We start from the raw sequence: 18,251 nt of genomic DNA on the forward strand, positions 1-18,251 counted from the left end.
GGGAATGCGAATTTCGACTTAACTTCGGCACACCGTCCCGGCAGCTAAAAATCCTGCGGGATCGGTGTGGAATTTAGGGATAATCTAGTACAGCCACAAAAATAAACCAATATTTAACAGTCGGATAGCTCCGCCTGATTAAGTTTTTCGGTAATAGTTGTGATTATCAAATATAATTGCCGCCCGAAATATCCGATAAGTTTGTTTGTTTTATCTTTAATTCCCCAATACTTAAAAAAGAGAGCGTTTTCATGAACAAAAAACTTGCCTTAATGCCGCTGTTGATTTTGAGCGCGTTTTCATCTGCCGCCGACAATACTCCGCAGCATGGCGAACTCGGACAGGTTCATGTCCGCGCCGATGCCAAGCGCGTCAAAGCCGCGCATTCTTACTCCATCGCCAGCGATGGCGACTTGCGCGACCGCGTAAATTTGGGCGTATTGGGTAAAGCCAACGCGTTTACCGCGCCGATTACCGTCGTCAACTACGACGAACAAGCCTTCAACAATACCGAGGCGCGTACTTTAGTGGATGCCGTAGCCAAAAAAGACGCTTCCGTTTGAGAGTTTGGCGGCGAAAGCAACACGCTGACCGGTCTGTATTTCCGTGGTTATCAGCTTGATGCGCGCCAATTCAGCGTAAACGGCTTGGCAGGAATGTATGGCACGCAAGGCACGGCGAGCGTGCAAGTCGGCTTCGCACAACTGATTAAAGGCGCGTCCACCGCCGTAAACGGCATACCCTGAAGGCGCGGTATCCGGTTCCGTCAACATCGAAACCAAAAAAGCCGCCGACGAAGGCAACCGCAAAATCGGTTTGGCCCGGTTCGGCAACAACCGCGCCCAAGGTACGTTCGACTTAGGGCAACGCTTCGGCGAAAACAAAGCATTCGGCGTGCGTGCCAACGGCAAACTGCGCCACGGCGACACCCCGCGCCACGGTTACAGAGAAGACAACAAAGAATTTGCCTTAAATGCCGATTATCGCGGCGAAAAACTGCGCGTGACGTTCGACTCCATCTACGCGAAACGCAAAATCAACGGCGGCCGCGCGCGTATGAAGGATATCCAAAACGCCGGCGGACGCTTGTTCGACGCGCCCGACGGCAAAATCAACCTGCTGCCTTCTTGGAACTGGCAAAATACCGTCGGCGAAACCAATATGCTGACGTTTGAATGGGATGCGTTTGACAATACCTAAATTACCGGCGGTATCGGCTACAACAAAGCGCGTTATTACGGTACGCTGATTTCCCCAACCGTTTGCGGTACAAGCGGTGCGAGCAGCCAAACCAAAACCTGCATGGCTGCCAACCAATACCACACCGGCACGGCGCGCCTGACCGACCAATATTTCCGTACTTTGAGTATGAACCTGACCGCACGCGGCGAATTTGAAACCGGCCCGGTCACGCATAACTGGAGTACGGCTTTCGACCGCGTTATCCGCCAGCGGAAAACCATAAACGGCAGCGGGAACGGCAACAGCAAGATAGAAGTGAAGGCAAACGAAAATATTGCGAATCAATTGGCATCGTTCAAAGCCGACTATCCCAATTCTTGGGCGAACTCGGCCAACTTAGATGCCAATATCAAAGTCAACAGCTTGGCTTTGTCCGATACTTTGGGCTTCGTTGATAACAAATACCCCCTGACTTTGGGCGGACGTTTCCAAGCGGTTGAATACACTGATAAGAAGAAATCACAGAGCGGCGATGCCAAACGTTTCAGCCCGATGCTGATGGCGGCGTGGGTGCCGCAACCTGATTTGGTCGTGTGCGGCAACTATATGGAAGACTTGGAGCGTGCCGATATCAAAACCGATGATTCCGGCGAAACGACAATGGCGAAGCCGCGCGTCAGCCGCCAGTTTGAAATCGGCGTGCGTAAAAACTGGGGCGATTTTGTAACCACGTTGAACGCGTTCCAAATCAAACGCCCGGGCTACTGGCGCGGCAATACCAAAAAAGGTACTGATTTTGCAGCATATAAAGCAGCAGGAGGCGCAGCCGGCGACGAGCAAGGTATGGAACGCAATCGCGGTATTGAGTTCAATGCCTATGCCAACCTGTTGAACAAAACCCTGCGCCCGACTTTCGGCGTGATGTATCTGCAATCGTCCGTGAAGAATTATCCGAATGCGCGCGATATGCTGGTTAACGGCGTACAAGTCGCCAACCCGCGCGTGATTGTCAAAACAGGCGTTGAACGGGATACACCGTTTGCCAAAGGTTTGAGCTTGAACGGCAATGTTTCGTATTTCGGCAAGTCTTATCAAGACACGCAAAAACAATACGCCTTCCCGTCCTATACCTTGGTTGACGTAGGCGCGCGCTACAAAACCAAGCTGGGCAAAAACACCCTGACCGTCAGCAGCTCGGTAGAAAACCTGTTCAACAAAAACTACTGGCAGGTACAGCGCGGACAATTTGACCGTAGTTTCGCCGTCGTCGGTCTGCCGCGTACTTACTGGCTGAAGGCGGAATTGGATTTCTAAGCTGCCTCCGTTTCCGAAAATGCCGTCCGAACAGGTTTCAGACGGCATTTCTTTTAAAGAAATATGGCGGGATATGCTTAAATAATGCTATTCTAGTACCTTTGAAACCTGCTTGTTTGAAGTGATGAAAAAACCTTTGATTTCAGTTGCGGCAGTATTGCTCGGCGTTGCTTTGGGTACACCTTATTATTTGGGTGTCAAAGCAGAAGAAAGTCTGACGCAGCAGCAAAAAATATTGCAGAAAACGGGCTTTTTGACCGTCGAATCGCACCAGTATGATCGAGGCTGGTTTACCTCTACGGAAACGACGGTCATCCGTCTGAAACCCGAGTTGCTGCATAATGCGCAGAAATACCTGCCGGATAACTTGAAAATAGTGTTGGAACAGCCGGTTACGCTGGTAAACCATATCACGCACGGCCCTTTCGCCGGCGGATTCGGCACGCAGGCGCACATTGAAACCGAGTTCAAATACGAGCCTGAAACGGAAAAAGTTTTGGAACGCTTTTTTGGGAAACAAGTTCCGGTTTCCCTTGCCAATACCGTTTATTTCAACGGCAGCGGTAAAATGGAAGTCAGTGTTCCCGCTTTCGATTATGAAGAACTGTCGGGCATCAGGCTGCACTGGGAAGGCCTGACGGGGGAAACGGTTTATCAAAAAGGTTTCAAAAGCTACCGCAACAGCTATGATGCGCCCTTGTTCAAAATCAAGCTGGCAGACAAAGGCGATGCCGCGTTTGAAAAAGCGCATTTCGATTCGGAAACTTCAGACGGCATCAATCCGCTTGCTTTGGGCAGCAGCAATCTGACTTTGGAAAAATTTTCGCTCGAATGGAAAGAGGGTGTCGATTACAACGTCAAATTGAACGAACTGGTCAACCTCGTTACCGATTTGCAGATCGGCGCGTTTATCAATCCCAACGGCAGCATCGCACCTTCCAAAATCGAAGTCGGCAAGCTGGCTTTTTCAACCAAGACCGGGGAATCGGGCGCGTTTATCGACAGCGAAGGGCGGTTCCGTTTCGATACGTTGGTGTACGGCGATGAAAAATACGGCCCGCTGGACATCCATATCGCTGCCGAACACCTCGATGCTTCTGCCTTAACCGTATTGAAACGCAAGTTTGCACAAATTTCTGCCAAAAAAATGACTGAGGAACAAATCCGCAATGATTTGATTGCGGCAGTCAAAGGCGATGCTTCCGGATTATTTACCCATGACCCGGTACTAAATATCAAAATTTTCCGTTTCACCCTGCCTCAGGGAAAAATTGATGTGGGCGGAAAAATCATGTTTAAAGGCATGAAGAAGGAAGATTTGAACCAATTGGGACTGATGTTAAAGAAAACCGAGGCAAACATCAGAATGAGTATTCCTCAAAAAATGTTGGAAGATTTGGCGGTAAGTCAGGCTGGAAATATTTTCAGTGTAAATGCCGAAGATGAGGCGGAAGCCAGAGCAAGCATTGCCGATATTAATGAAACATTGCGCCTGATGGTGGACAGTACGGTCCAAAGTATGGCAAGGGAAAAATATCTTACTTTAGACGGTAATCAGATTGATACGGTCATTTCCCTTAAAAACAACGCCCTGAAGTTAAACGGGAAAACGCTGCAAAATGAACCCGATCCTGATTTTGACGAGGGAGATATGGTTTCCGGCCAGCCGCATTAATGCCGTTTATGCCAAATGCCGTCTGAAATGTTCAGACGGCATTTTTGTCGGTCTCGAAATAGGATGGATTTTCATGTTTCAAAAACAATTGATTGTCTCTAATCCGATATCAGGACACGCTTCCAATGTTTAGATATGGAATTCGGACGGGATAGGGGAACTATTGAAATCCAGTTGAAATCTGTTATTGGAAAGCATGGAGGAAAAATAAAAGGCTGTATTTTAATATAGTATTGATAGGCATGCTTAGCTTCAAGGTATTCAATAGTGTAGGTGTCTGCCTAACTGGAAAATAATCGTCTTTTCCCTTGCAACCAGTTAAAATTGACAGATGGTTAAAACACAGCCAAATAAAAATGCCGCCTGAAGGGTTCAGACGGCATTTGTTCGGATAAACCTTATCGGCTGCTTAGAGCATCAGGTTTATTTTTTCTTTTGAGGAGGCAGGTCGGTACATACACCCAAAGCCACTTCCGCAGCCATACCGATGGATTCGCCCAAGGTCGGGTGCGGGTGGATGGTTTTGCCGATGTCTGCCGCGTCGCAGCCCATTTCGATGGCAAGGCAGACTTCGCCGATCATGTCGCCACCGTTCGGACCGACAATGCCGCCGCCGATGATGCGGCCGGTTTCGGCATCGAAAATCAGCTTGGTAAAGCCGTTGTCGCAACCGTTGGCAATCGCACGACCGGAAGCCGCCCATGGGAAGTTGGCTTTGGTGATTTTGCGGCCTGATGCTTTGGCAGACAATTCGGTTTCACCGACCCATGCCACTTCGGGGGAAGTGTAGGCAACGCCGGGAATAACGCGTGCGTCGAAGTAGGCTTTGTGGCCGGCACAGTTTTCAGCGGCAACGTGGCCTTCGTGAACGGCTTTGTGTGCCAACATCGGTTGACCGACGATATCGCCGATAGCGTAGATGTGCGGTACGTTGGTGCGCATTTGTTTGTCAACTTCGATGAAGCCACGATCGGTAACGGCAACACCGGCTTTTTCTGCGCTGATGAGTTTGCCGTTAGGCGCACGGCCTGCCGCGACCAGTACGGCATCGTAACGTTGCGGCTCTTTAGGTGCATTTGCACCTTCAAAGGTAACGTAAACGCCGTCTTCTTTCGGCTCGACTGCAACGGTTTTGGTGTTGACCATAATGTTGTCAAAACGGTATTCGTTTTGTTTTTGCCATACTTTAACCAAGTCGCGGTCTGCGCCTTGCATCAGGCCGTCCATCATTTCAACCACATCCAGGCGAGAACCCAGCGTGCTGTAAACCGTACCCATCTCGAGGCCGATAATGCCGCCGCCGATAATCAGCAGTTTGCCCGGTACTTCTTTCAGTGCCAGTGCGCCGCTGGAATCGATGATGCGCGGATCTTCAGGAATGAAAGGCAGTTTGGTTACGCGGCTGCCTGCTGCAATGATACAGTTTTTGAAGGCAACGATTTTTTTCTCGCCGGTAGGGGCTGCCTGTTCGTACGCGTCGCCGGCAGTCAGCGACACTTCCAAGTGGTGAGGATCCAAGAATTGCCCGTCGCCTTGGATAACGTCCACTTTACGGCTTTTCGCCATACCTGCCAAACCACCCGTGAGGCGGGAAACCACGCCGTCTTTGTAGGCGCGAAGCATATCGATGTCGAGTTCCGGTTCGGGGTATTTGATACCGTTGGCAGCCAAGTGGCGCACTTCGTCGATAACGGCGGCATTGTGCAACAAGGCTTTGGAAGGGATACAGCCGACGTTCAGGCAAACGCCGCCCAAAGTTTTGTAACGCTCGACGATGGCGACTTTCAAGCCTTCATCGGCAGCGGCAAATGCAGCGGAGTAACCGCCGGGACCGCCGCCCAATACGACCACGTCGTACTCGGCATCGGCAGCACCGCCGAATTGCGCGGCTTGCGGAGCAGGAGCGGCAGCTTTGGGTGCTTCTTGCGCCGGGGCGGCAGCCGCTTCGGCTTTAGGGGCGGCAGCCGCACCTTCGGCTTCGACGACGACAATCAAACCGCCTTCGGAGATTTTGTCGCCGACTTTGACTTTCACTTCTTTGATCACGCCCGCAACTTCGGCAGGCACGTCCATCGTCGCTTTGTCGGTTTCCAAGGTAATCAGGGTGTCGTCAACGGCGATGGTGTCGCCAACGTTCACTTCAACCGCGATAATATCTACATTTTCGTGTCCGCCAATGTCGGGCACTTTCAATTCAACTAAAGCCATTATATTGACCTTTCAACTTAGTTAATTTCTATCAACTCTTTAGCAATAATCACTTCTTCAGGAATACAGCCACAATCTTCAGCTCTGATTGTTACTTCCTTCTCATCTGGGTTTTCTGGATGTTCAACCTCATATTCAAAAATAGAATATTGACCAAACAAATCTCTATTTAAAACATATATATAGCCATTTTCGATGCCGGAGCTTGTTGCAAATTTCTTGGCAATTTCCTTGTCTGTTGTCGTAGATATATAACATCCGTCATATAGATCTGTTTCAATTTGATGGGCGTAAACTGCATTCTTCACACTTGGACCATGTGTAGCTTTACCATCATATTTAAACTTACCATCATAACGAATTGCAACTTCAGCTTTATTACCTTTAGGTTTTAACTGTCCATTATTTTGCTCATCTTGTTGGCAACTAATGCCTCTATATAAATAAGAAATTTCCCATAAGTTATTAATTTAAAGTTTGAATTTAACACCATCACTCATCAATCTCAAGCAATCCAAACATTATCAGACTGCTTGAGAGGGATGTTTTATTTTATAAGGTAATGCGGCGGAAGTCTTTCAACAGGTTCGCCAGGAATACGGTGAAGCGCATACCGGCGGCACCGTCGATGACGCGGTGGTCGAAGGACAGGCTCAACGGGCACATCAGGCGCGGGGCAAACTCTTTGCCGTTCCAAACCGGTTTGATTTGGGATTTGCACACGCCCAAGATAGCGACTTCGGGAGCGTTCACAATCGGCGTGAAACCTGTGCCGCCGATGCCGCCCAAGCTGGAAATGGTAAAGCACGCGCCTTGCATTTCTTGCGGTTTGAGCTTGCCTTCGCGGGCTTTTTTGGACAATTCGGTCAATTCTTGGCTGATTTGTTTCAAGCCTTTTTGATCCACGTCTTTGATGACGGGAACAACCAAGCCGTTCGGCGTATCGGCTGCGAAACCGATGTTGAAGTAGTTTTTCAGCACCAGGTTGTCGCCGTCCAAAGAAGCGTTGAATTCGGGGAAGGCTTTCAGCGCGGAAACGGAGGCTTTGATGATGAACGCCAACGGGGACAGTTTCACGCCTTCGCGTTCCCATTCTTTGTTCAGCTGTTTGCGGAATTCTTCCAGTTCGGTCATATCCGCTTCTTCGTGTACGGTAACGTGAGGAATCACCACCCAGTTGCGGGACAGGTTTTGACCGGAGATTTTCTTAATGCGGGACAATTCTTTAACTTCGACATTGCCGAATTTGGAGAAGTCCACTTTAGGCCACGGCAGCAAGTCCAGACCGCCGCCCAAAGATGCGCCGGCTGCGGCAGGTTTTGCCGCGCCGCCCTGCATTACGGATTTCACAAAGGCTTTGATGTCGTCTCCCATGATACGGCCTTTCAAGCCGCTACCTTTGACTTGGCCCAAATCCACGCCCAATTCGCGCGCCAGTTTGCGTGCGGAAGGACCGGCGTGTGCTTTGGCGAAAGCGGCTTCATCGATTTTGGCAGCGGCAGGCGAGGCAGATGTAGGCACGGCGGCGGGTGCGGCAGCTTGAGCGGCAGGCGCAGGAGCTGCTGCGGCAGAGCCGGCGGTTTCCACTTCGATAATGGCAGAGCCTTCGGACACTTTGTCGCCGACTTTTAAGAATACGGCTTTAACGACACCGGCAGCGGTACAAGGTACGTCCATTGTCGCTTTATCGGTTTCCAAAGTAATCAGCGTGTCGTCTTCGGCAACGGTGTCGCCAACTTTGATTTCAACGGCGATTACATCTACATCGGTATGGCCGCCGATATCGGGAACGGCTACTTGAACGGTTGCACCGCCTGCGGCAGCGGGTGCAGGTTGTGCTTCGGCGGCAGCAGCCGGGGCGGCTTCGGCAGCGGCGGCACCGGTTTCAACGGTCAAAATTACGCCGCCTTCGGAGATTTTGTCGCCGACTTTGACTTTTACTTCTTTCACGACACCGGCCGCATCGGCAGGCACATCCATCGTGGCTTTGTCGGTTTCCAGTGTAATCAGGGTGTCGTCAACGGCGATGGTGTCGCCCGCTTTAACTTCTACGGCGATGATGTCGACGTTTTCGTGACCGCCGATATCGGGGACTTTGATTTCTACGATACTCATTTGAGTTCCTTTAATCTTTTTCAGTTGGATGCCGTCTGAAAGCTGCTTCAGGCGGCATCGGTACGGTTTGTCTGTTCAAACCATTCGGGCATTCGGTTTTCAGACGGCCTGATGTCGGAATGGGGCAAACAGGCCGTCTGAAACATCAATCAGCGTTTCCAGCTAGGGGCTGAATCGGCTTTGATGCCGTATTTCTCAATGGCTTGTTGAACGGTTTCTTTGCTGACTTTGCCTTGTTCCGCCAATGCGGCCAATGCTGCCACGGCAACGTTGTAGCGGTCCACTTCAAAGAAGCGGCGCAGGTTGGCGCGGCTGTCGGAACGGCCGAAACCGTCAGTGCCCAAGACATGGTAGTCGTTCGGGATGTACGCGCGGATACGGTCGGCATAGCTGCGGATATAGTCGGTAGCGGCGATAACCGGACCGTCATGACCTTGCAGTTGGGAAGTAACGAAAGGCACTTTTTCAGCTTCCAGCGGATGCAGGCGGTTGAAGCGTTCGGTTTCGATGGCGTCGCGGTGCAGCAGGTTGAAGGACGGGCAAGACCAGATGTCCGCTTCCACGCCGAAGTCGGCTTTCAGCAGCTCGGCACCGGCAATCACTTCTTGCAGAATCGTACCGGAACCCATCAATTGGACTTTCTTGTCGCCTTTGCCGCCGGCTTTCAGCAGGTACATACCTTTGAGGATGTCTTGTTCCGCACCTTCCGGCATATCGGGATGGGTGTAGTTCTCGTTCATCAGGGTGATGTAGTAGAACACGTCTTCATTATTGGCATACATACGGCGCAGACCGTCTTGTACGATGACGGCCACTTCGTATTGGAAGGTCGGGTCATAAGATACGCAGTTCGGAATCAGGTCGGCCTGGATGTGGCTGTGGCCGTCTTCGTGTTGCAGACCTTCGCCGTTCAGCGTCGTACGGCCGGCAGTACCGCCCAGCAGGAAGCCGCGCGCGTGCATATCGCCCGCCGCCCAAGCCAAGTCGCCGATACGTTGGAAACCGAACATGGAGTAGTAAATGTAGAACGGAATCATCGCGAAGTCGCTGTTGGCGTAGCTGGTCGCAGCCGCAATCCAGTCGGCCATCGCGCCCGGTTCGTTAATACCTTCTTGCAAGATTTGACCGTCAACGGATTCTTTATAGAACATCAGTTGGTCTTTGTCTTGAGGGGTATATTGCTGACCTTTCGGATTCCAAATACCGTATTGGCGGAACATACCTTCCATGCCGAAAGTACGGCTTTCGTCGGGAACGATAGGTACGACGCGTTTGCCGATTTTTTTGTCTTTCAGCAAAGTGGACAGGATGCGGACGAATGCCATAGTGGTCGAGAACTCGCGTTCACCGCTGGATTTGAGTTGTGCGTCGAATGCCGACAGCTCGGGCACTTCCAATACTTCCTGCGTCGGTTTGCGTTGCGGCAGGTAGCCGCCCAAAGCATCGCGGCGTGCGTGCAGGTATTTGTATTCTTCCGTATCGGGGGCAAAAGTCAGGTAAGGCAGATCGCCGCTTTCGATTTGTTCGTCGGTAACCGGAATGTCAAAGCGGTCGCGGAATTGTTTCAGGGACGCTTTGTCCATTTTTTTGGCTTGGTGGGCAACGTTCTGACCTTCGCCGGATGCGCCCATACCGTAACCTTTAATGGTTTTCGCCAAGATAACGGTAGGTTTGCCGTCGGCATGGTTCGCTGCGCGGTCGTAGGCGTTGTACACTTTTTGAGGATCGTGGCCGCCGCGGTTCAATGCCCAGAGTTGCTCATCGGTCATATCGGCAACCAATGCTTTCAGTTCGGGCGTATTGAAGAAGTGTTCGCGCACATACGCGCCGTCTTTGGATTTGTAAGTTTGGTAGTCGCCGTCCAAACATTCTTCCATACGTTGGCGCAGGATACCGTCTTTGTCTTTCGCCAAGAGGCGGTCCCAACGGCGGCCCCAAATGACTTTGACGACATTCCAGCCGGCACCGGCAAAGTTGCCTTCCAATTCTTGGATGATTTTGCCGTTGCCGCGCACCGGACCGTCCAAGCGTTGCAGGTTGCAGTTGATGACGAAAATCAGGTTGTCCAAGCCTTCGCGTGCAGCCAGCGCGATTGCACCTTGGGATTCGGGTTCGTCCATTTCGCCGTCGCCGCAGAAACACCATACTTTACGGCCTTTGGTTTTTGCCAAGCCGCGTGATTCCAAGTATTTCAGGAAACGCGCCTGATAAATCGCCATGATGGGGCCCAAGCCCATGGATACGGTCGGGAACTGCCAGAAGTCGGGCAAGAGGTGGGGGTGTGGATAGGAAGGCAGACCGTGTCCGTCCACTTCTTGGCGGAAGTTGTTCAGCTGGTCTTCGGTCAGACGGCCTTCGACGAATGCGCGTGCATAGATGCCCGGGGCAACGTGACCTTGGAAGAAGACCAAATCGCCTTCTTCACCTTCACCTTTGGCTTTCCAGAAGTGGTTGAAACCGACTTCGTACATGGTGGCGGCAGATTGGAAAGATGCGATGTGCCCACCCAGTTCCAAATCTTTCTTGCCGGCGCGCAATACGATGGCGGCGGCGTTCCAGCGTACGAATGCGCGAATGCGGTGTTCGATGTTTTGGTCGCCCGGAATGCCTTTTTCGTTTTCAACCGAAACGGTATTCAAATACGGGGTGGTCGTGCCGTGGGGCATACGTACGCCTTTGTCGCGGCAGTATTTGAGCAGGTTTTCCAAGAGGTATTGCGCGCGTTCGCCGCCTTCATATTCGAGGACGGAGCTTAACGCGTCCAGCCACTCTTGGGTTTCGATAGGGTCAACATCGTGTAATTGGGTGGACATAGTATCTATCCTTTATGTTGAGTGTTTAATCGGAAGGGAGGGTGTAGCCAACCCCTTTATTTTCGTTTGTGAAAAATAATAAGCAAAAACGAAAATTTCTAAATCAAACCGAAACAAAATAATTTAAGTTTAATGTTTTCAAAAAATTATAAAAGTCTTGGAAGCAAGGGAAAACTTGAAAAAAAAAATGTTCGGTCTGCTCCGCACGAAATCCTATCAGCAATCGGGTCTGCTGGCAAATAACCATGCTTTTAAAAGCAGGTTTTATACTGAAGTTGGCGTTTGGTAAGGACAGGTCTTTTTGATTGCGAAAACATTCTGTTTAATTTTGGTTATATTTTTTCGGAATTGTGGGATATCGAATCGTTATGTCTCTGTCGGCAATTTTCCTATTGCAGAAAATCTATACACAAGCTTTGTGGACAACCGTGTTGATAAGCCACGGCTTGTGTTAAAAAAGTCTTACGCAACAAATGTACGCTTATTTTGATTAAAAATTAGGCAAATTTAAATCTATAAAAATCATGTAATTATGTTCAATATGATGTTTCTGGTCATGTTTTTGCCGTCTGTTATGGAGTTTGTCCCGCGTTTGGGGCAGGGGGTGAATTTTGGAGGTTGGTGCAAAACCTGCTTTTTTCGCGTTACAATCTGCACCCGATTTACTTTTGAATCTGCCTGTTTGGAAAAATATTTTTATGAAAGCCAGCCAATTCTTTATCTCTACTTTAAAAGAAGCCCCTGCCGAAGCCGCGTTTGCCAGCCACAAGCTGATGATTCGCGCCGGTCTGATTAAAGCCAACGCGTCCGGTCTTTATACTTGGATGCCGATGGGGCTGCGCGTGTTACGCAAAGTCGAAAACGTCGTGCGCGAGGAAATGGCGCGCGCGGGCAGCGTGGAGCTGCTGATGCCGGTGGTGCAGCCTGCCGAACTGTGGCAGGAATCCGGCCGCTGGGAGTTTTACGGTAAAGAACTGCTGCGCCTGAAAGACCGCCACGAACGCGATTTCTGCATGGGCCCGACCTGCGAGGAAGTCATCGCCGACATCGTGCGCAAAGAAATCAACAGCTACAAACAACTGCCGAAAAATTTTTACCACATCCAAACCAAATTCCGCGACGAAGTGCGCCCGCGTTTCGGCGTGATGCGCGCGCGCGAATTTGTGATGAAAGATGCTTATTCCTTCCACGCCGACTACGCCTCGCTTCAGGCGACCTATGATGCCATGTATGACGCTTACTGCCGCATCTTTACCCGTCTGGGTTTGGCGTTCCGCCCCGTCGCCGCAGACACCGGCAGCATCGGCGGTACGGGTTCGCACGAGTTTCAAGTGTTGGCGGAAAGCGGCGAAGATGTGATTGCATACAGCGACACTTCCGATTACGCCGCCAATATCGAGTTGGCACCGACCTTGCCGCTTAAAGGTGAACGTGCCGCCGCTCAGGCTGTGTTGACCAAAGTACATACACCAAACGTCAAAACCATTGAGTCTTTGGTTGAATTCCTGAATATTCCGGTTGAACAAACCCTCAAATCCATCGTGGTTGAAGGCGAAAACGAAGGCGAACTCGTCCTACTGCTGTTGCGTGGCGACCATGAGTTTAACGACATCAAGGCAGAAAAACTGGCGGGCGTAAAATCGCCACTGACTATGGCAAGCCCTGCCGCGATTGTTGAACAATTCGGCGCAAACGGCGGTTCGCTCGGCCCCGTCGGCTTCACAGGCAAAGTCTATGCCGATTTCGCTACCGAAAAAGGCGCGGACTGGGTTATCGGCGCAAACGAAGACGACTACCACTATACCGGCTTCAACTTCGGCCGCGATGCCGCCGAGCCTGAATTCGTCGATTTGCGTAATGTGGTCGAAGGCGACGAAAGCCCCGACGGGCAAGGCCGTCTGAAACTGGCGCGCGGCATCGAAGTCGGACATGTCTTCCAGTTGCGCGGCAAATATACCCAAGCTATGAACGTCAGCTTCCTCGACAATAACGGCAAATCGCAAATCATGGAAATGGGCTGCTACGGCATCGGCATCACCCGCGTCGTTGCCGCCGCCATCGAGCAGAATAACGACGAAAAAGGCATCATTTGGACCAAAGCGATGGCGCCGTTTGAAGTCGTCATCGTGCCGATGAACTACAAAAAATCCGACACTGTGCGTGAAGCCGCCGACAGAATCTATGCCGAATTGCTGGCGGCAGGCGCGGATGTGCTGCTGGACGACCGCGACGAACGCGCAGGCGTATTGCTGAACGATTCCGAGCTTCTCGGTATCCCGCACCGCATCGTCATCGGCGACCGCGCCTTGAAAGAAGGCAATGTCGAATACGCCGAACGCCGCGACAACGAAGCGCAGGCAGTTGCAATCGGAGAAATTGTTGCGCGTGTAACAGCTTCATTAAATGCGTAAGTCTGGTCAAATGCCGTCTGAAAATAATTTCAGACGGCATTTTTATTTTGGGGGAAAGTGAAGTGGCTTCAGTATTTTTAGAAGGAGAAGCAGTCGAGGTCGGCAATATTTTCTGTATCGGCAGGAACTATGCCGCACATGTCGAAGAGTTAAAAAACGAAATACCTTCAGAACCTGTGGTGTTTATGAAGCCGTCAGGCAGCATTTTGAACAGCGGCGGTACAATCTTGCTGCCCGAGTTCAGTAGGGATGTGCAGTTTGAGTGCGAACTAGTGTTGCTGATTGGCCGGGATTCAGACGGCACGGGCGAGGGTGAAGATATTTTGGGATGCGTGGCGGGGTACGGCGTGGGTTTGGATTTGACCGCGCGGGACATCCAATGCCGTCTGAAGGCGCAGGGGCTGCCCTGGCTGAAGGCAAAAGGGTTCAGGCATTCTGCGTGCGTGTCGGATTTTGCGGCGGCAGACAGAATCGGCAATCAAGATAAGGTGTTGTTTTCATTAAAACAAAACGGCGTATTGAAACAGCGCGGGGAGACTGGTTTGATGATTTACCCGATTCGGGAAATTTTACACAAACTGGCGGCGGATTACGGTTTGGGGAAAGGGGATTTGGTGTTTACCGGAACGCCCTCCGGCGTGGGCGCAATCGGTGCGGGGGACAATTTGGCATTGGAGCTGGACGGCTTGGTGTGCGCCTCTTTCACGATAGGGTGTTAACCGCGCCGCTTAACCTTCACGCCCGTTGAAACATTCCGCCGGGCCGCCCTCGAGAAAACCGTGCAGGATGGCTTGCGCCGCCACTTGGTCGAGCACCGATTTGCGTTTTTTGCCCAAGACCTGTGCTTCCGAAAGCAGGCTTTCGGCATAGACGGACGACAGCCGTTCGTCAACCCAATAGACGGGGAGATTGAACCTGCCGTTCAGCCTGCGTCCAAACTTGCGCGACAGGTGCGTCATTTCATGTTCCGTGCCGTCGGCATGCACGGGCAGTCCGACGACAAAATAACGCGGCTGCCATTCTTGAACCAGCTTGGCGATTGCCGCGAATTTTTCATCGTTGCTGCCGCCGGTAACGGTGGCCAGCGGATGGGACAGCCCCAATTCCGCATCGCCCTGCGCCACGCCGATGCGCGCTTCGCCGAAGTCGAATGCCAGTGCCGTTCCTTTTGGAATTTTATGCATGGCCGGCTCCCGAAAACAGGGCGAGCGGGTCGATGCCGAGTTTGGCGAATGCGGCGGCGTAACGGTGTTCGTAGGGGATGTCGAACAGGATGTGTTCGTCGGCGGGAACGGTCAGCCACGCATTGTCGGCAAGTTCGCGTTCGAGCTGCCCTTTGCTCCAGCTCGAATAGCCTATGCTGATCAAGGCTTTGTCAACCGCGCCTTCGCGTGAAATGTTTTCAAGCACATCGCGGGAAGAGGTCAGCGCGATGCCGTCTGAAACGCCGATGCTGCTTTGCCAGTTGCCGATCGGGGTGTGGACGACGTAACCGCGCTCGACCTGCACCGGCCCGCCCATCATCACGCTGTCGTGCTGCATCCGCATGGGGATGTTTTTGCCGGTGGCGGAAAAAATCATGTCCATCGTAATCGGAGAGGGTTTGTTGATGGCGATACCGAGTGCGCCGTCTTCATCGTGTTTGCAGATATAGACGACCGATTGTGAAAAAAACGCGTCTTCCATATCGGGCATGGCGACGAGAAAGTGGTTGGACAGGTTCATATCAGCGTTTGTCGGGATTTTTTATCGGGTTGGAAATAATGCAGGCGCCGGCAAGCAGTTTGCCGGAAGTATCGGCTTGCACCCCGTCGGTTTGCGGTATGCCGCTGCCGAAACAGGAAACCGCGCTTAAGGAATTTTTCGGCGATCCTTGGACGATTTTATCGCTGTAAACCAAATAGGCGAAGGCTTTGCGCTTGGGGTCGTAATAACGGACAATCTGCCGGCTCTTGAACGCGAAGCTCGCGCCGCGCTTGAAAACTTCTTTCGGTTTGCGCACGGCGGTTTCGTCAAAAGAAATCGAAGATGCCGTCTGAACGCACGAAACCGATGCGTCGGACGCGTCCTCTTCCAAATTGACCATTTCCTTCAAGCCGCCTTTTTTTGCATACGAAATATAACAGGCAACCCCTTGAACGTCGGGATCGTCGAATCCTTCCACTTCGATACGGTCGTTTTTGCCCAACATGTTGAAAACGGTACTTGCCCGTCCGATTTTATCGGTTTCGCCGCTGCCGCAGGCAGTCGGCAGGACGGCGGCAGACAGCAGTAGCAGTCTGTTCATCAAAATTTCCTTATCGGTTGAATCCCCGTTTTCCGGAAGGCGGCAGGGTTTGCTTTGTTTGGAGGGGCGCACGCTCCCAAATCGGGCAACATACGGTACGCAGCTTACATGTGCTACCCTGTGTGTCGGAACACAATATCCGTTGCAGCATTGAAAATATGCCGCACAATATAAGGCTGTTTGAGCCGATTGCAAGTATCCGCGCAAAGAAGGTGCAAGATTGGGCAAACGGCATTTTCAGACGGCATAACTGACAGTATAATCCGAACATCCGGCCGCTTTCGCGCGGCCTTCAGCATTATCCGATTTTTTCTGAAAGCCGAACCATGCAATACAAACCCCTCCTGCTTGCCCTGATGCTTGTCTTTTCCGCCCCCGCCGTTGCCGCCGGCGACGCGGCACACAACCGTTCCGTCGAAGTGAAAAAACAGGCGAAGAACAAAAAAGAACAGCCCGAAGCGGCGGAAGGCAAAAAAGAAAAAGGCAAAAATGCCGCAGTGAAAGATAAAAAAACAGGCGGCAAAGAGGCGGCAAAAGAGTTCAAAAAAACCGCCAAAAACCGCAAAGAAGCAGAGAAGGAGGCGACATCCAGGCAGTCTGCGCGCAAAGGACGCGAAGGGGATAAGGAATCGAAGGCGGAACACAAAAAGGCACATGGCAAGCTCGTGTCCGGATCCAAAGAAAAAAACGCAAAAACACAGCCTGAAAACAAACAAGGCAAAAAAGGGGCAAAAGGACAGGGCAATCCGCGCAAGGGCGGCAAGGCGGAAAAAGACACTGTTTCTGCAAATAAAAAAGCCCGTTCCGACAAGAACGGCAAAGCAGTGAAACAGGACAAAAAATACAGGGAAGAGAAAAATGCCAAAACCGATTCCGACGAATTGAAAGCCGCCGTTGCCGCTGCCACCAATGATGTCGAAAACAAAAAAGCCCTGCTCAAACAAAGCGAAGGAATGCTGCTTCATGTCAGCAATTCCCTCAAACAGCTTCAGGAAGAGCGTATCCGCCAAGAACGTATCCGCCAAGAGCGTATCCGTCAGGCGCGCGGCAACCTTGCTTCCGTCAACCGCAAACAGCGCGAGGCTTGGGACAAGTTCCAAAAACTCAATACCGAGCTGAACCGTTTGAAAACGGAAATCGCCGCTACGAAAGCGCAGATTTCCCGTTTCGTATCGGGGAACTATAAAAACAGCCAGCCGAATGCGGTTGCCCTGTTCCTGAAAAACGCCGAACCGGGTCAGAAAAACCGCTTTTTGCGTTATACGCGTTACGTAAACGCCTCCAATCGGGAAGTTGTCAAGGATTTGGAAAAACAGCAGAAGGCTTTGGCGGTACAAGAGCAGAAAATCAACAATGAGCTTGCCCGTTTGAAGAAAATTCAGGCAAACGTGCAATCCCTGCTGAAAAAACAGGGTGTAACCGATGCGGCGGAACAGACGGAAAGCCGCAGACAGAATGCCAAAATCTCCAAAGATGCCCGAAAACTGCTGGAACAGAAAGGGAACGAGCAGCAGCTGAACAAGCTCTTGAGCAATTTGGAGAAGAAAAAGGCCGAACACCGCATTCAGGATGCGGAAGCAAAAAGAAAATTGGCTGAAGCCAGACTGGCGGCAGCCGAAAAAGCCAGAAAAGAAGCGGCGCAGCAGAAGGCTGAAGCGCGACGTGCGGAAATGTCCAACCTGACCGCCGAAGACAGGAACATCCAAGCGCCTTCGGTTATGGGTATCGGCAGTGCCGACGGTTTCAGCCGCATGCAGGGACGTTTGAAAAAACCGGTTGACGGTGTGCCGACCGGGCTTTTCGGGCAGAACCGGAGCGGCGGCGATGTTTGGAAAGGCGTGTTCTATTCCACTGCGCCTGCAACGGTTGAAAGCATTGCGCCGGGAACGGTAAGCTATGCGGACGAGTTGGACGGCTACGGCAAAGTGGTCGTGATCGATCACGGCGAGAACTACATCAGCATCTATGCCGGTTTGAGCGAAATTTCCGCCGGCAAGGGTTATACGGTCGCGGCAGGAAGCAAAATCGGCACGAGCGGGTCGCTGCCGGACGGGGAAGAGGGGCTTTACCTGCAAATACGTTATCAAGGTCAGGTGTTGAACCCTTCGGGCTGGATACGTTGATCGGATTGCCGAAACGGCAGGCTTTATGCAAATCGTGCCGATATGGTGCGCTGTTCCGTGAAGTTTGCCGTTTGCCGTACCTGTGTTTTCCGGTTTTTGGAAATCAAGAGAGAAAGTTAAAGA

11 protein-coding genes and 2 pseudogenes are annotated in these 18,251 nt (G+C 51.7%); 6 read left to right on the forward strand and 7 right to left on the reverse strand.

Translation table 11 applies throughout. From position 1 onward, the window contains the following. From DFR77_RS07945 to DFR77_RS07955, 3 genes and pseudogenes are all read left to right on the forward strand, one after another. Window positions 1-77 (forward strand): annotated as a pseudogene (locus tag DFR77_RS07945) (IS1595 family transposase); the annotation flags it as partial. A 174-nt stretch (window positions 78-251) separates the two neighbouring features. Next, window positions 252-2,496 (forward strand): annotated as a pseudogene (locus tag DFR77_RS07950) (TonB-dependent receptor). A gap of 124 nt (window positions 2,497-2,620) precedes the next feature. Next, window positions 2,621-4,171 carry a YdgA family protein gene (locus DFR77_RS07955; RefSeq protein WP_017146769.1) on the forward strand — a complete coding sequence of 517 codons (1,551 nt, stop codon included), beginning with the start codon at window positions 2,621-2,623 and terminating at the stop codon, window positions 4,169-4,171. Window positions 4,172-4,594: 423 nt separating this feature from the next. Here the strand turns inward: DFR77_RS07955 and lpdA are convergent, their stop codons facing one another. The 4 genes from lpdA to aceE form a co-directional block, all read right to left on the reverse strand. Further along, window positions 4,595-6,379, reverse strand: coding sequence for a dihydrolipoyl dehydrogenase (gene lpdA, locus DFR77_RS07965; RefSeq protein ID WP_003688996.1), 1,785 nt, complete (start codon window positions 6,377-6,379; stop codon window positions 4,595-4,597). Between the two features lie 17 nt (window positions 6,380-6,396). Next, on the reverse strand, window positions 6,397-6,831 hold the full coding sequence (locus tag DFR77_RS07970; RefSeq protein WP_029670159.1) for a hypothetical protein: 435 nt from the start codon (window positions 6,829-6,831) through the stop codon (window positions 6,397-6,399). A 100-nt stretch (window positions 6,832-6,931) separates the two neighbouring features. Then, window positions 6,932-8,494, reverse strand: coding sequence for a dihydrolipoyllysine-residue acetyltransferase (gene aceF, locus DFR77_RS07975; protein WP_003700027.1), 1,563 nt, complete (start codon window positions 8,492-8,494; stop codon window positions 6,932-6,934). Window positions 8,495-8,643: 149 nt separating this feature from the next. Continuing rightward, window positions 8,644-11,307, reverse strand: coding sequence for a pyruvate dehydrogenase (acetyl-transferring), homodimeric type (gene aceE / locus DFR77_RS07980; protein ID WP_003691347.1), 2,664 nt, complete (start codon window positions 11,305-11,307; stop codon window positions 8,644-8,646). Between the two features lie 698 nt (window positions 11,308-12,005). Here aceE and DFR77_RS07990 point away from each other — a divergent pair. Both DFR77_RS07990 and DFR77_RS07995 read left to right on the forward strand, forming a co-directional pair. Then, window positions 12,006-13,718, forward strand: a complete 1,713-nt coding sequence (locus DFR77_RS07990) for a proline--tRNA ligase (RefSeq protein ID WP_003688993.1) — start codon at window positions 12,006-12,008, stop codon at window positions 13,716-13,718. Between the two features lie 62 nt (window positions 13,719-13,780). Next, entirely contained in the window at window positions 13,781-14,437 is a 657-nt protein-coding gene (locus DFR77_RS07995) for a fumarylacetoacetate hydrolase family protein (RefSeq protein WP_003688991.1), read from the forward strand. A gap of 9 nt (window positions 14,438-14,446) precedes the next feature. Here the strand turns inward: DFR77_RS07995 and ruvX are convergent, their stop codons facing one another. The 3 genes from ruvX to DFR77_RS08010 are packed head-to-tail and all read right to left on the reverse strand — an operon-like array spanning window position 14,447 to window position 16,005. After that, on the reverse strand, window positions 14,447-14,902 hold the full coding sequence (gene ruvX, locus DFR77_RS08000) for a Holliday junction resolvase RuvX (RefSeq protein WP_003688990.1): 456 nt from the start codon (window positions 14,900-14,902) through the stop codon (window positions 14,447-14,449). After that, entirely contained in the window at window positions 14,895-15,443 is a 549-nt protein-coding gene (locus DFR77_RS08005; RefSeq protein ID WP_003688988.1) for a YqgE/AlgH family protein, read from the reverse strand. The genes ruvX and DFR77_RS08005 overlap by 8 nt, the downstream gene beginning before the upstream one ends. Window position 15,444: 1 nt before the next feature. After that, the gene (locus DFR77_RS08010) at window positions 15,445-16,005 is read right to left on the reverse strand and encodes a CreA family protein (RefSeq protein WP_003692938.1); all 561 of its coding nucleotides are present in this window, start codon (window positions 16,003-16,005) and stop codon (window positions 15,445-15,447) included. Window positions 16,006-16,331: 326 nt separating this feature from the next. Here DFR77_RS08010 and DFR77_RS08020 point away from each other — a divergent pair, with 326 nt between their 5' ends. Then, complete coding sequence (locus DFR77_RS08020) at window positions 16,332-18,128, forward strand: peptidoglycan DD-metalloendopeptidase family protein (RefSeq protein ID WP_113852089.1); 1,797 nt, start codon at window positions 16,332-16,334, stop codon at window positions 18,126-18,128. Window positions 18,129-18,251: the final 123 nt, after the last annotated feature.

The sequence above is a fragment of the Neisseria gonorrhoeae genome (genome assembly GCF_003315235.1).
GTDB lineage: Bacteria > Pseudomonadota > Gammaproteobacteria > Burkholderiales > Neisseriaceae > Neisseria > Neisseria gonorrhoeae.

Coding starts and splice junctions, on each gene's coding strand:
- lpdA (WP_003688996.1), bottom strand. CDS start 6,379: ATGGCTTTAGTTGAATTGAAAGTGCCCGACATTGGCGGACACGAAAAT.
- aceF (WP_003700027.1), bottom strand. CDS start 8,494: ATGAGTATCGTAGAAATCAAAGTCCCCGATATCGGCGGTCACGAAAAC.
- DFR77_RS08020 (WP_113852089.1), top strand. CDS start 16,332: ATGCAATACAAACCCCTCCTGCTTGCCCTGATGCTTGTCTTTTCCGCC.
- DFR77_RS07955 (WP_017146769.1), top strand. CDS start 2,621: ATGAAAAAACCTTTGATTTCAGTTGCGGCAGTATTGCTCGGCGTTGCT.
- DFR77_RS08005 (WP_003688988.1), bottom strand. CDS start 15,443: ATGAACCTGTCCAACCACTTTCTCGTCGCCATGCCCGATATGGAAGAC.
- DFR77_RS08010 (WP_003692938.1), bottom strand. CDS start 16,005: ATGAACAGACTGCTACTGCTGTCTGCCGCCGTCCTGCCGACTGCCTGC.
- aceE (WP_003691347.1), bottom strand. CDS start 11,307: ATGTCCACCCAATTACACGATGTTGACCCTATCGAAACCCAAGAGTGG.
- ruvX (WP_003688990.1), bottom strand. CDS start 14,902: ATGCATAAAATTCCAAAAGGAACGGCACTGGCATTCGACTTCGGCGAA.
- DFR77_RS07990 (WP_003688993.1), top strand. CDS start 12,006: ATGAAAGCCAGCCAATTCTTTATCTCTACTTTAAAAGAAGCCCCTGCC.